This window comes from Ferruginibacter sp., assembly GCF_028288465.1.
GTDB lineage: Bacteria > Bacteroidota > Bacteroidia > Chitinophagales > Chitinophagaceae > Ferruginibacter.
Genome location: NZ_JAQBNR010000022.1, coordinates 24,650 through 38,448, shown reverse-complemented (window position 1 = coordinate 38,448; position 13,799 = coordinate 24,650). Strand labels below are relative to the sequence as shown.

Here is a 13,799-nt window from a genome sequence, read left to right as displayed (position 1 = left end):
CAAATCACAATAAGGACTATTCCGTTGTGAAAATATTTAAAGCGGCGTAAGTCGCTTTTTTATTTCTCTGCCTTTACAAACATCCCCTCCAAATACCTCTCATACAACTCAAACAAAAACTCCATCCGCTTAGCTTCCGATGCAAATGCTTTTGTACCATAACATATATCTACCGCTTTATCCAACTGTTGATGAGCCTTTACCAATATCGGCGGCATAATGTTGGGGTCATACAAATCAGCAAGGCTGCTATCAGGAAATTGCGCCCTTGCATTTAATACCTGTTCTGCAGCCTTCTCTACTGTTCCTTTTTGCTTATCTGTTGGGTTTTCCGGCCAGGGGTAATTATTATACACTAAGTTATTTGAATAACGATAATCGCTTTTAAGTCGTCCACAAACATATTTCATCCAAGTCATGTGCATTAATGATGTAATGATCCCGAAGGAAAATAATGTTGCTGTTGGAATAGTACGGGCTAAATCGCTTGCAATAATATCTTTTGACAGAAAACCAACAGGAATATATTTTCTATTTTCTGAAGAAACACCAGGAATTAATAAATAGTCTGAATGGGGCTGTCTTATTTCTCCAAAAAGCATAGGATAGTCTGCAAGTTTTTGAGTAGCTATGCGTGTGCTCTTTAATCTATAATCTTTTACTGCTTGTATTTTTAATACGATTCCTTTTAATTGAGCATATTGATTAGGTGGTATGTCTTTTAACCAGATACACCAGCGCTTAATGCCATTAATGAATTCCCTGGAACCTAAAAATGGTTTAATAAAAGTTTTAATCAATGGTTCTTTTGAAATCATATTATTCATTTCAACATCATCCAACAATAAATTCCCTCCATCATTTGCCATACTTCCATAAGATATTTCTGGTACATTACAGATAGGTTTATTTCTTGAAGCCAGTATAGTGTCATTCCCTTCTACTAAATAAGGATTAATATTTTTTACTCTTACTTCGTGTGGCTCACCCTTTATATTTTCATATTCATAAATCTTTTTTTCAGTGCTATCAAAATTTGCAAATCCAATAATTACAACATGAACAGCTGCGTTTCCTTTAGCTTCATTTTGCCAGCTAAAAGTGCGATGTGCAAAATGGATCTTGGTTTTATGTTTATTAAACAATTCATTCCATAATACGCCAACCTGTTCGCCCTGGGCAATTGAATTGGTACTTACAAATGCCGTTTTCGTTGCAATAGAATGCCGCATATATTGAGCAGCTTTTATATACCAGGCAGTTACGTAATCTAAAACTCCGGCCCCATTAACACCAGTGAATACATCTTCCATATCCGCTTTCTGTCGGGGATTCTGCAAGCTTTTACCTATAAATGGCGGGTTACCAAGAATAAAATCAAATTTTTTCGACGGCTTCGCCGTATCTCTGTTTTCCGGCGAAGCCGGATTTTTTTCTTTAAGAAAAAAATCCGAATGAATTCTATTGACTGATTTATCTTCTTCCAAAAGCCCCTGCCAATTTATACTTAAGGCATTACCATGTACAATATTGGCACTCTTTGTTAATGGTATTCTTTTCATATAATTCCCAAATTGTAAGCTAGCTTGTTCATTCATTTGATGATCCATTAACCACATGGCTACCTGTGCTATCTGGCTTGGGAACTCTTCATATTCTATACCATAGAATTTATCTACATCCAATAAGAAGTAATCATTGATACTGGTAAGTTGCTGGTTCTTTAATAGCAGCTTTACGATCTCCAGTTCCAATATACGTAGTTCACGGTAAGCTATAATTAAGAAGTTACCGCAGCCGCAAGCAGGGTCAATAAAACGGAGATTGCTTATTTTATCGTGAAGCTTCCGCAGTTTATTTTTGTCTGCTTTACTTTTTTCAAACTCAAAGTATAAATCATCAAGGAACAGGGGCTTTATCAGTTTTAGAATATTTTTTTCGCTGGTATAATGAGCTCCTAAATTTCTGCGGGCTTTTTCATCCATTACACTCTGAAATAGAGAACCAAAAATGGCAGGAGAGATTTTACCCCAATCTAATGCACAGCTATCTAAAAGTATTTTTCGCATGGCACTGTCAAAATGCGCCAATGGTAACTGTTCTTCAAACAGTTTCCCATTCACGTAAGGAAATGCGCCCAATGTTTCATCAAGGTTAGTGAAACGCTTATCTTCTTTTGTGTTTAAGACTTGGAAAAGTTCTGCAATATGTGCTGCAAGATCACTGCCATCTTCTTTGGTGTTAAGTTCAAGGTAATCATACAGCATTCCTTTTTCATTAAAAATATTTGTATCATCAGCAAACAGACAAAATAACAAGCGTACCAGATAAAGCTCTAATTCGTGACCGTTATAACCTACTGTTTTTAATTTATCATGCAGTTCGCCCATTAATTCCGCCGCCTTTATATTTACGGGGTCCTGCTCTTTGTATATCCGCTTTTCATAGCCAGCCAATAATGCAAATACATGTATATTATCAACCAGTTTATCCAAAGTGAATTCCTGCTTATTGCCTTCTTCATCATAAACAATAAACCGGTCAAAATCACAAACCATTATCAGCCTGGGCAGTTGTTGTTCAGAAAGGTTATGACAATATTCTTTTGCCTGTATATAAGCTTTTTCCAGGTCTTTTCCTTTGCTTTTCATTTCTACCAACAGCATGTTATACCACAGAAGGTCTATATAACCGTCAGTAAGATTGAGCTTTTTTACCCGTTGTTCAAACGTAGCCACTTTTTTTCTGGAGATGCCAAATACCTGTAAGAATTCAATCAAAAAAGGTTTTGCGTCAGCTTCCTCCCGTTGGGTATTCTGCCATTCTTTACTAAAGGCAAGGGCACGATTTTTTATTTCTGACCAGCTTAATGGCATGTAGGGTTTTAGGTTTAGAGATTAAATATAAATAAAGATATACGTATTTATACAATTGATACTTCCCCTCAATGGTAATTTGTAGGAATTTAAAAATGGAGGCTCCCGATAAATTCAACGTAATTCAAAATGTAATTGCTTTCTGTTAAAGCCAATTGCTAGTCTTCTGTTTGAAAATAATAGGGAGAGGGTTGTGTGGTTGTATGCCTCAAAGTAGGCCGCATAACTCAAGCGTTAGTGAGGTAGAATTAAATTATTGGTTATTACATTTGTTGTCAAAGTTCGATATCCTGAAAATACTGAATCCCTTCGAAAACCCTACAGTGAATTTATACCAATTAGTGGAGGCAGTTTATCCTTTTAATTGCACGTCATTTGGGCCAAATAATTGGATATGTATGTTCTGGTGTTTTACTAAATGTTCTGTACGCTGCATTAGTAGATAGTCAAATCTCTCTTTACTTCCTTTGGAGTATCCAATATATCGCATAAATTCTATCAAATCCATTACATGCAACTGCATTGGCTGATCAATCATGGTTTGAAACATTTTCATCACTACAGCATCCCATTTTCCAAAAGGTAAAAGCTCCGAAACAAGAACAATACAATGAGGCAGTAAAGTCCTATCAAATTCTACTATCTTTTCCTTCGAACTGTATACCAGTTCATTCTCCCGGATTTTCTTTACGGCACCAGTCAATTGATTAAGCCCTTTCTCAATTTGCTTTTGCACCCGGGCGACTTTTTTATCCATACTCCTTTCTGCGTCTTTATTTAATATACCGAGCGCTTTTGTTTCAACCAGAAAAAGTCCGTACTGGGAATAAGCAAAAATATCAGTTAGTTCCCGAAAACTTTTCTTACTCTTTATTTGAGGCCTTAAATAAATATCCTGATTAAATATAGATTCAAGAGCTGCCCATACCTGATTTTCAAAAATTGCACCCTCGTTCTGATCATTTATTATTACTTTCCCTTGGTCATTGACACCTATAAAATTGTTATCCGATATTTTCCATTCAGTAAGTTCACCTTCCAAAGAAATCGTATTAATTTTGTGAACGGTATCGAATTGGCGGGTTATACCCAATGTAAATTGGAAGCAGTCCAGTGAATGGCTAATTTGCCTGGTAAAATCCCCGGAATATAACTCTTTTAAATTGCCGACTAACTTTAATACTTGCTTCCTATTCACTGGATCAAAAGAAATGATTGATGTCGCAACACAAATACATAATTCATTATAAAAATGAACAGGGATTAACTCATTTTTTATTATTCTAACGATGGCCGCATGTTCTTCTTCAAATCTTTGTACACCGGTAACACTGATGTAATGAACTGGATCATCATAAATTCTGACACCGGCATATAAAATATTAGGTATTTCATTTTCGTCTTTTCCAAATTCAAATACAATCCTGCATCCATTTATCAGAGCCCGGATTGTAGCGGATGAAGCTTTTATCATTATCTTAAAATCAGCATCGTCACAAACATACCACAATGATGCTTTTTCATGAATAAGCTCTTCAGAAATTCTTTTTAGATTATCTACTTTCGATAACATAATACGAAACTAAAATATTACAAGATAAATAGTTCAAATAAAAACTGCACCAGATTCTCTGGCATAAAAAAATACTTAAATTTTTTTATATTTTTCGTTTACAATAAGAGGAGTAAATTTGAAGCTAATGAAAACATCCCTTTCATATCTTCCTCAAATAAAGCAAGACCAAATCTTGCAGGTCGTTGATATTATCAAAGAAATAGCACATCCTGAAAAGGTTATCTTGTTTGGGAGTTATGCTACCGGCACTTGGGTAGAGGATAAATATTTTGAGAACGGCATAAACTATGAATATATTAGCGATTATGATTTTTTAATAGTTACAAAAAATCGTGTTGAAAAGGAATATGATATACTGGATAAAATACTTAACCGTAGCAGGAATTTATTTAGAACACCAGTCAACGCGATTATTCACGATGTTGGTTATGTAAATGAAGGTCTTGAAATAGGCCAGTATTTTTTTACTGATATTGTTAATGAGGGAATATTGCTTCAAGATAATAATTCTATAAACTTTTCTGCTTCCAGACAATTGTCCTCATACGAAATGAAAATTATTGGTCAACGATATTTTGATAAATGGTTTGCATCCGCATTTAATTTTGTTCGTTTTGCAAATGACGCTTTTAATACTCTTCTAATGGAGAAAAAGCCGTTGAATGATGCAGCTTTTCTTTTACACCAAGCTTGTGAAAAGCTGTATAACACAATCTTGTTAGTCTTTAAATCTTACAAACCCAAAACCCATAACCTTGAAAAATTAAGACAATATTCCAAGCCTCTGTCGGAAGAAATTTTTTCTATTTTCCCATTTCCTGTGGATGACAAATATGAAACTCATTTATTTGATTTACTTAAGAGAGGATATATTGATGCGAGATATAAGGATGATTATATAATAACCGAAAGCGAATTTAGAGAATTGCTTTCAAGGATTAAAAAGATGGAGGAAATTGTAGAGCGAATATCAGTCGAAAGAATAAAATCCATTAAGGATTAGGGAGCGATTTTTTTACTTGTTTCTTTTTTTAGTTTTTGGTTTCTTGCTTTTTTCTATTTCAATTTTTTCATCGGAAATCTGTTTTTCAGTTATTTTATCATATAGTTTCGCAAACTCAGTAAAAGACAATCCAAGATTTTCGATCATTGTGAGAAGGGTGGTGAACTGGATATCTCTCTTACCCGCCGATGTATTTTGAATGATGGTATAACTTAATCCTGATTCAGCCTCTAGTTGTCTCATTGAGTCAACAAGTCTGATGTCTTCAATATTATTAACCTTATTTTTTATCCCAATACTTTTTTTCTGCTTGAGAATAATCCTGAAGCAAGTTGCCAGTTTTAATTTTGTATGTTCCTTATTTCCAAGTTCCATTCTAACTGGGAAATTGAACTATTATCAAAAATATTTTGATACACGTATGTGTACTGTGTAATTTTTTAATTATATTTACAAGCAAATAGACTTAAGATAATTTTCAAAAAAATCATCTCATTACTGCGAACCTGAGAAATTCCAGCTAACATGAGATTGAAACCAACATACAAGTTCTTAAGGAGCGGTGGCCCATTTTGTTACAGGGGTATTTTCTCAGGTCTCAGTAATGAAACAGTGGGCGCCGCTCTTTATCTCTGCATTTCGCTAACGTCCCGCAATGCCGCAGTACAGGGCATTGATATACCTGACAGCTTTCAAAATATTCCGTCTTCAACACTTTCCGCTGCAATTGCATACACGGTTGGCAGTCTTAATATAAGGGCATGGCTTTCTAATTATTTAACCTGTATTCCAAAAAATTATCCATGGGTGATGTTGCATTCCATGGATACCAAAAACATACAACAATGAGAACCATTCCGGCTACCCCCGAACTTGCATTTGCCTATTACCATCCACTGCTGCAGCGCTATGCAAGGCGCATTATTCTCAATGCTGCAGTGGCAGAACTGCTGGTAACCCAGGTGCTGCAGGATCAGCAGGCCATCGATGGGCTGGCACCCCGGCCACAGTTGCGGCAGGTGCTTAAAACCGACCTACTGAACCGTTGCAGGTACTGGCGGCAGGCCACCATATTTGACCGGCCACTAGTAAAAGTACCGCCCTTTCTCCCCGTACAAAATGATGATAAGAAAAACCACCCCATAAACTGATCCGCCGCTATGAACAAGCTAACCATCAATACACAGATTCACCTGGTAAAAACACTGTTTGCCATCAAGCCTAAAAACCCTACTTAGGCTGTATAGCCGTGTCATTACGTCCATCTTTTTTTACTGAAATAATCTGCAATGCAAACACTCAAATATTGCTTACTGTCCATTTTATGGCCGGTAATGAACGGTCTTGCGCAAGCTCCTCCGCAACGGATACATACCCTTACTGTCGGAGACCGCCTGCCTGATATTGTCCTGCATCAATTGTACAATTACCCCGTGGCCTCCGTCTCCTTATCGCAACTGAAAGCCAAAGGGGTGATACTCGATTTCTGGAGTACCTGGTGCGGTTCCTGCCTGGAATCCTTTCCCGAAATGCATGCCCTGCAGCAAAAATTTGCCGGGGCCCTGCAGGTGATCATGGTAAACAATTATCCGGGCGATGATGCCAAACTGGTGGACAATTTTATGCGTACCCGGAAAAAAAGAAGCGGCCAGGCTTTTACCTTATCCTACCTGCTACAGGATACGGTTTTAAATCAATATTTTCCCTACAGGTCTATTCCACACTATGTTTGGCTGGATGAGCACCGGAGGGTGGCAGCCATTACCGGGCAGGAAGAGCTCACAGCAACTAACATTCAGGCATTGCTGGAGGGGAAGCCCCTTGCCCTGCATGTAAAAAATGATGACCTGCTTTTTGATGTGGCCAAAAACGACCTGGTAAAAAGTGATTCTGCCGCCGCAAGGGATTTTTTATACCGCTCACTCATTACGGGGTACAAAGAAGACCTGGGGGCGGTGATTGGTAAACTTACAACAGAAGAGGGGAAAGTGTACCGGTATTATATCATCAATTACTCCCTGCTGCAATTGTACCAGCTTGCGTTTGCGGATATACAATCCCTGCCGGTTGACCTGATCTTTATTGACCCGGCGGTACAACCCCTTTTTTTTGAACAGAAGGAGGCCGGCAGCAAAAAGCTATACTGCTACGATTTGACAACAAGACCTGTGGAGCCCCGGCAAATAACCCATGATATGCGTACCGACCTGGAACGGTATTTTAATGCTACGGCAAAAAGGGAAAACCGTTCCATGGAATGCTATGTATTGTCAGCCAATGCACAGTCGGTTAAATGCAAAACAAGGGGTGGTACGCCTGCCGCTGATCTCGATAAGGAGTCGCTGAACAAATACATCCGCAATGGAACCGTAGCTGACCTTACGGCGACGCTAAGCATGATTTTAAACAAACCCTGGATAGATGAAACCGGGTTGAAGGCACACATCGACATTATCTTTCCCTATGATTTTTATACCTACAACCTGCGGCAGGTAAAAGCCTTTTTACTGGGCTACGGCCTGGTGGTAAACGAAGCCGCCCGTACCATACCGGTAGGGGTAATCAGTCCAATCCCATGACAGCATATAATACTATTACTAACTAAAAATATTTATTATCATGAAAAAACTGATTTGTTGCATCTGCGGGGTGGGGCTGGCGTTGTTTTATATCACAACAGCAGCGTGGGCCCAAAACGGGCAGCCCGTTTTGCCCGCCGTAAAAGGCACCATAATAAACGAAAAAAAGGAGCCGGTGCTGGCTACCGTAACCGTAAAGGGAACAAAAAAAGCAACGGCTACCAATGCCGGAGGGGAGTTTTTGTTACAGCAGGTAGCAGCCAATGCAGTGCTGCTGATCAGCGGTACAGGCATCCGTACTTTTGAAATAAGGGTGAACGGCCGCAGCGGGCTGGGGTTGTTAAACGCCGTTACAAAAGTGTTTACCGCAGAAGCGGTGGTGGTTGAAGCCAGTACCGGTTACCAGTCTGTAAAGCCCAATGAGGTAAACGGTGCCGTAGTGCTTATTGATAACAAAACCCTGAACCAGCAGGTGGGTACCAATATTTTAAAACGCCTGGACGGGGTTACCAGTGGCCTGCTCTTCAATATTGGCAAGAGCAACAGTAATTCGCAAAACAACACCGGGATTTCCATCAGGGGTTTGAGTACCATCAACGGGCCGCTTGATCCTTTGATTGTACTGGATGGGTTTATTTACGAGGGCAATATCAGCAACATCAATCCCAATGATATTGAAAATGTAACCATATTGAAAGATGCTGCGGCTGCTTCCGTTTGGGGAGCCAGAGCCGGCAACGGGGTCATTGTTATCACTACCAAAAAAGGAAGCCTTAATCAAAAGATGTCAGTAAGCGTAAACTCCACTGTAATAGTGCAGGAAAAACCCAACCTGTTTTATTTACCGCAGATGGCATCAGCAGATTATATCAATGTGGAGGAGTTGTTGTTTAACAATGGTTATTTTGATAACCAGATCAGTTACCAGCCCTACCTGGCCTTAACGCCTGCGGTGGCAGTATTGCTTAACAAAAGGAACAATACCATTACGGCTGCGGAAGCCGACCAGCAACTGGCAGCGTTAAAGGCAACAGATGCCCGCAACCAGTACAACCACTATGTATATCATCCTGCGGTAACCCAGCAATATGCGGCGAACATCCGCGGGGGCAACAGCAACAATGCGTATACATTTGCTGCCAGCTACGATAAAAATATCAGCGAACTCAAAAGCCGGTTTAACAAACTAAACCTGAAAGCGGAAAATGTTTTTCAGCCGGTTAAAAATGTAAAGCTGGATGTTGGGGTGTACTATACCAATAGTCATTCCGTTTCGGGGATGCCGGGCTACGGTACCATACGGCCGGGGCAGCGCTATGCACCGTATTACAGCATTGCAGACAACAACGGTTCCCCATTGCCGGTGGCTACCACCTACAACCCGGCTTTTACAGATACAGCCGGTGGCGGAAAATTACTGGACTGGAAATATTATCCGCTGGACGATTACCAGCATGACCGGACAACCATTAATTTGCAGGAACTCTACGCCAACTTTGGAATCAACTATGCCTTCAGCAATAGCCTGACTGCCGATGTAAAATACCAGTACCAAAACCAAACTTCCAACAATGAACGGCTGCAGGATATCAACAGTTACGAAGCCAGAAATACCATCAATGCTTTTAGCCAGTTTGACCCTGCTACCGGGGTGGTGACCTACATCGTTCCTCCCGGCGGTATCCGCAACCTGGGCAACGCAGTCACGCAATCACACACATTCAGGGGGCAACTGAATTTTAAAAAAGCCTGGGGGTTGCATGGGGTAAATGCGATAGCAGGTATTGAACAAAGGCAGGTAAAAGGACTCACCGACGAATTTACCAGTTACGGATATACAGCTGACCCGTTAACCATTGCAGCGACTGATTTTGTAAATGGCTATCCCGATTTTATCAGGGGCTATCCCAATACCATTTCAGGCCAGCCAAGGTCATCCGCCACTATTTACCGGTTTACTTCCCTGTATGGCAATGCCTCCTATACTTTCAGGGAACGGTACAGTGTATCTGCCAGCGCCAGAAGGGACGGGTCGAATATTTTTGGCGCCAATACCAATGATAAATGGAAGCCTTTGTGGTCGGTTGGTGCAGGCTGGAAAATATCCGGTGAAAATTTTTACAACAGTGAGCTGGTAAATTATTTAAAACTACGGGTATCGTATGGGTACAGCGGTAATGTAGATCTGTCAAAAACCGCCCTGCCTGTAGCGAGGTATGTAGCCAACGACCGCAATACCAATTACCCCTATTCGCGGATACAGGTGTTAAACAATCCTGACCTGCGCTGGGAGCAATCCAGGCAACTCAATACCGGGCTTGATTTCGCCCTGAAAAGCAATGTACTGTCGGGGTCTGTTGACTGGTACAGCAAATGGGGTACGGACCTGTATGGTGAAACCCTTTTTGATTATACCACATCGGGCTTAAGCAATTTTATTATAAAAAATGCAGCTAATACAAAAGGAACGGGGATTGATATTGTACTCCGCAGTAAAAACATAGATCAAAAAATCAAATGGTCAACCAGTGTATTGTTCAGCTACAATAAAACCATTACCACCCAATATTACGGGCGGTATGCCAGCCAGGCTGATATTTTACTGGGGGGAGGCAACACCATCATTCCGGTGGTGGGGAAAGAACTTTATGGTATTGTGGCCTATAAATGGGGCGGGCTGGATGCCACCGGCAATCCGCAGGGTTATGTAAACGGCCAGTTGAGCACCGACTACAATGCCATCGCCACTGAAGTGGCAGATAAGGAACTGAAAGGCGGCAGCATTGTGTATATCGGCTCCGGCACGCCGCATTATTTCGGGTCGCTGGTCAATACTTTTTCCTGGAAACAATTTTCCCTGGCCATCAATATTTCCGCTAAACTGGGGTATTATTTTTTAAGACCCTCCATCAATTATGACCCCCTCATCTATGCCGGAGGGGGAAATAAGGATTATGCCCGCAGGTGGCAAAAGCCGGGGGATGAAAAAACAACCAGCGTTCCTTCCTTTGTTTACCCCAACGATTACAGCCGGGATAATTTTTACGGGAGTGCGGAAGTCAATTACCCGAAAGGAGCGCACCTGCGGCTGCAGTACATTAACCTTGCCTATACACCCGGGATTAAGTTCCGCCATGGCCTTCCCTTCACGGGGCTGGAGCTGTATGCCAACGCAGCCAACCTGGGTATACTATGGCGGGCCAATAAACAGCAGCTTGACCCGGATTACCCGGCAACTGTGCCGCCTGCAGCCATATGGGCGTTTGGAGTAAGATTTAATTTTTAACACCTTAAAACTTATAAATATGAAACCGTATAAATGGTTAGTCTGTTGTCTTTTACTGGTTGTGCTCCTGAAGGGTACAGGGTGCAAAAAATACCTTGCTGTAAAATCAGATGCTTCGCTGGTGGTGCCCGGCACCACCGGCGATTTACAGGCACTGCTGGATGATGCCGCTTTTATGAATTACAATACCCCTGCCCTGGGAGCATCTTCAGCGGATGATTTTTTTATGGATGATGCTACTTTTACTTCCAACTCCGTTTTTGGAAAACATGTATACCAATGGATACCTTATCCTTACCGGTACCCCAACGACTGGTCCCTTGCCTACAGGGCCATTTACAATGCCAATGTATGCCTGGAAAGGGTAGGGCTGATTGCACCCGCACCAAATAACCGGCAGCAGTTAACTTCCATTAAAGGAGCTGCCTTATTTTACAGGGCCTATTATTTCCTGGAGCTTGCCTGGTTGTTTGCAAAAACTTATGACAGTGCAACAGCGCAAACTGATGCGGGCATTGTGTTGCGCACCGGTTCTGACTTTAATGTTCCCTCTGTAAGGGCTACGGTAAAAGCTTCTTATGAAAAAATCATCCAGGACGCCGCGGATGCTGCAGCCCTGCTGCCGGATAATCCGCAGCAGTTGACCCGCCCGTCAAAATGCGCCGCCTACGCATTGCTGGCCCGGGCTTTTTTATCCATGCGGCAGTATGACAGTGCCGGTAAATACGCCGGGCTAGCCCTGCAGATCAAAAACACTTTAATGGATTACAACAACCCAGGCGAGGTGGATGTTGCTGCCGGGAATCCCTTTAAACGCTTCAATTCCGAGACTGTTTTTTATACCACTATGAATTCTTACATCGCCCTGTATCATCCGATCATGAACAATGCCCGGGTGGATACCAATTTGTATGCTGCCTATGATGGCAACGATTTGCGCAGAGCAGCTTTTTTTACCGCTGCCGGCAGCTATTACAGCTTTAAGGGAAATTATGCGGCGGATTATTTTGATACCTTCAGCGGCATTGCATCCGATGAATTGTGGCTGACCAGGGCGGAGTGTTATGCCCGTGCAGGCAACACAGCTGCCGCACTGGAAGACGTCAATCTATTATTGTCAAAAAGATGGCTTACAGGAACTTTTGTCCCTGTTGCAGCGAATACAGCAACGGAAGTGCTGGCCCTCATTTTGAAAGAAAGACAAAAAGAATTGCTGTGCAGGGGTAGTCTGCGATGGATGGATATTAAAAGACTGAACAGGGAAAATGCCAATATTACGCCGCGGCGGTTTATTGCCGGTGAATATTTTACGTTACCGCCCAACGACAACCGCTATGCATTGCAGCTACCCCAGGATATCATTGAAACAGCGGGTCTGCAGCAGAACTAAACGCAAAAGGAAAGCTGTAAAAAAACAGCTTTCCTTTTTGATACCGGGAATGATTAATTTTTATTCCGGATGGTAACGATATTACCGGAGGTAACATAGGCCACATTGGGTGAAGAGGTAGTAGCCTGTATTGCTGCGGTTGACAGTAAAGTGGAGCCGCTTACATAGGTGCTTGCGACCTCTATTCTGCAGGCTTTTACCGCACTGTTGTTACAGGTACCCAGGTCGGTTACATTTATCCATTTGGATTCATCTTCCACATTGGCTACAGTCGGACTGTTGTGGGCATAGTCAAACTCAAAATAAGAATCAGCCAATTTATTGGTGGCAACTTTCGGTGTGGTGAATGCTGCCGCACCAATGGCAGCAACGATGGCCAGGAGGCCAAAAAAATAACGTTTCATAAAAGATCATTTAAGTATAGAAAATAGGATGGACCGTTCTTTCATCCGGCTGCTTTCCCCAACGCTGTCAGGGTCAGTCTCCTGCGCTTAGCTGTTTAATTCCTTGCGGAATTAGGGTGGGGTGGGTGGTATGGCTTCCCGGTGCTTCCGGTACAACACGATGCCAATAACGGAGAGCAGGATAAAGAACATGTTAAAAACAATGTGCTGCGGCCAGCTTAACTGTTTAAGTACGCCACCGCAACTGCAGGGAACATCCGATGAAAAAAGCAGCACATACACCAGGTATACTGTAAAGCTGCTGAGCAGCAGGAGGGTGGCATACAAACCTGTTAAGCGGGTGTGTGTAAAAAACAGCAACACTGCAATGGCGAGTTCGGTGCCAGGCAACAGCCAGGCAAAAATGCCGGCAAACGGGTGCAGCAGGGGCGACCTGCCCAATAAAGATATAAAGCCTGCATGATCAGCCAGTTTGCTGATTGCTGCATACAATAACAACAGCAGCAGGGCAGCACTGATGGCGTCCGCTGCCATTAGCACAGTTTTCGCAGGCACTCTTTTTCTGGTATAGAAATGATTGTTTGCCATGGTGAATGGTATAAATGGTCAATGACAGGCAGTCTCCTTTTACGCCGGGGCAGCATCCTGCCTGCCCTGTAATAAGCCACGGGCCATAGTGCCATAA

General features: G+C 41.9%; 11 protein-coding genes. 6 read left to right on the top strand and 5 right to left on the bottom strand.

The window, feature by feature from the left end:
• Nucleotides 1-59: 59 nt before the first annotated feature.
• Nucleotides 60-2,876, bottom strand: a complete 2,817-nt coding sequence (locus JWR61_RS10805; RefSeq protein ID WP_367881798.1) for a DNA methyltransferase — start codon at nucleotides 2,874-2,876, stop codon at nucleotides 60-62.
• A 352-nt stretch (nucleotides 2,877-3,228) separates the two neighbouring features.
• Entirely contained in the window at nucleotides 3,229-4,449 is a 1,221-nt protein-coding gene (locus JWR61_RS10800; protein ID WP_301927822.1) for a hypothetical protein, read from the bottom strand.
• Between the two features lie 127 nt (nucleotides 4,450-4,576).
• Between JWR61_RS10800 and JWR61_RS10795 the strand changes: the two genes are divergently transcribed.
• Nucleotides 4,577-5,455 (top strand): HEPN domain-containing protein, encoded by an 879-nt coding sequence (locus tag JWR61_RS10795; protein WP_301927821.1) that lies wholly within the window; start codon nucleotides 4,577-4,579, stop codon nucleotides 5,453-5,455.
• A 12-nt stretch (nucleotides 5,456-5,467) separates the two neighbouring features.
• Here JWR61_RS10795 and JWR61_RS10790 read toward each other — a convergent pair whose 3' ends face one another.
• Nucleotides 5,468-5,830, bottom strand: a complete 363-nt coding sequence (locus tag JWR61_RS10790; RefSeq protein ID WP_301927820.1) for a hypothetical protein — start codon at nucleotides 5,828-5,830, stop codon at nucleotides 5,468-5,470.
• 150 nt (nucleotides 5,831-5,980) lie between these two features.
• On the opposite strand from JWR61_RS10790, the gene JWR61_RS10785 reads away from it, so the two are divergent.
• The 5 genes from JWR61_RS10785 to JWR61_RS10765 all read left to right on the top strand — a co-directional run bounded on the left by JWR61_RS10785 (nucleotide 5,981) and on the right by JWR61_RS10765 (nucleotide 12,710).
• Nucleotides 5,981-6,304, top strand: a complete 324-nt coding sequence (locus JWR61_RS10785; protein WP_301927819.1) for a hypothetical protein — start codon at nucleotides 5,981-5,983, stop codon at nucleotides 6,302-6,304.
• Nucleotides 6,301-6,606: a hypothetical protein gene (locus JWR61_RS10780; protein WP_301927818.1), complete on the top strand. Its 306-nt coding sequence runs from the start codon at nucleotides 6,301-6,303 to the stop codon at nucleotides 6,604-6,606. Before JWR61_RS10785 ends, JWR61_RS10780 begins: the two co-directional genes overlap by 4 nt.
• Nucleotides 6,607-6,744: 138 nt before the next feature.
• Nucleotides 6,745-8,034: a redoxin family protein gene (locus tag JWR61_RS10775; RefSeq protein ID WP_301927817.1), complete on the top strand. Its 1,290-nt coding sequence runs from the start codon at nucleotides 6,745-6,747 to the stop codon at nucleotides 8,032-8,034.
• A 40-nt stretch (nucleotides 8,035-8,074) separates the two neighbouring features.
• Entirely contained in the window at nucleotides 8,075-11,320 is a 3,246-nt protein-coding gene (locus JWR61_RS10770) for a SusC/RagA family TonB-linked outer membrane protein (RefSeq protein ID WP_301927816.1), read from the top strand.
• Nucleotides 11,321-11,339: 19 nt separating this feature from the next.
• Nucleotides 11,340-12,710: a RagB/SusD family nutrient uptake outer membrane protein gene (locus JWR61_RS10765; RefSeq protein WP_301927815.1), complete on the top strand. Its 1,371-nt coding sequence runs from the start codon at nucleotides 11,340-11,342 to the stop codon at nucleotides 12,708-12,710.
• A gap of 53 nt (nucleotides 12,711-12,763) precedes the next feature.
• Here the strand turns inward: JWR61_RS10765 and JWR61_RS10760 are convergent, their stop codons facing one another.
• Both JWR61_RS10760 and JWR61_RS10755 read right to left on the bottom strand, forming a co-directional pair.
• Complete coding sequence (locus JWR61_RS10760) at nucleotides 12,764-13,114, bottom strand: hypothetical protein (protein WP_301927814.1); 351 nt, start codon at nucleotides 13,112-13,114, stop codon at nucleotides 12,764-12,766.
• A gap of 111 nt (nucleotides 13,115-13,225) precedes the next feature.
• Nucleotides 13,226-13,702, bottom strand: coding sequence for a MauE/DoxX family redox-associated membrane protein (locus JWR61_RS10755; RefSeq protein ID WP_301927813.1), 477 nt, complete (start codon nucleotides 13,700-13,702; stop codon nucleotides 13,226-13,228).
• Nucleotides 13,703-13,799: the final 97 nt, after the last annotated feature.

Excerpts from the sequence above, each read along its gene's own strand:
- JWR61_RS10795 (WP_301927821.1), top strand. The coding sequence starts at position 4,577 with ATGAAAACATCCCTTTCATATCTTCCTCAAATAAAGCAAGACCAAATC.
- JWR61_RS10765 (WP_301927815.1), top strand. The coding sequence starts at position 11,340 with ATGAAACCGTATAAATGGTTAGTCTGTTGTCTTTTACTGGTTGTGCTC.
- JWR61_RS10785 (WP_301927819.1), top strand. The coding sequence starts at position 5,981 with ATGAGATTGAAACCAACATACAAGTTCTTAAGGAGCGGTGGCCCATTT.
- JWR61_RS10755 (WP_301927813.1), bottom strand. The coding sequence starts at position 13,702 with ATGGCAAACAATCATTTCTATACCAGAAAAAGAGTGCCTGCGAAAACT.
- JWR61_RS10790 (WP_301927820.1), bottom strand. The coding sequence starts at position 5,830 with ATGGAACTTGGAAATAAGGAACATACAAAATTAAAACTGGCAACTTGC.
- JWR61_RS10800 (WP_301927822.1), bottom strand. The coding sequence starts at position 4,449 with ATGTTATCGAAAGTAGATAATCTAAAAAGAATTTCTGAAGAGCTTATT.
- JWR61_RS10805 (WP_367881798.1), bottom strand. The coding sequence starts at position 2,876 with ATGCCATTAAGCTGGTCAGAAATAAAAAATCGTGCCCTTGCCTTTAGT.
- JWR61_RS10780 (WP_301927818.1), top strand. The coding sequence starts at position 6,301 with ATGAGAACCATTCCGGCTACCCCCGAACTTGCATTTGCCTATTACCAT.
- JWR61_RS10775 (WP_301927817.1), top strand. The coding sequence starts at position 6,745 with ATGCAAACACTCAAATATTGCTTACTGTCCATTTTATGGCCGGTAATG.
- JWR61_RS10760 (WP_301927814.1), bottom strand. The coding sequence starts at position 13,114 with ATGAAACGTTATTTTTTTGGCCTCCTGGCCATCGTTGCTGCCATTGGT.
- JWR61_RS10770 (WP_301927816.1), top strand. The coding sequence starts at position 8,075 with ATGAAAAAACTGATTTGTTGCATCTGCGGGGTGGGGCTGGCGTTGTTT.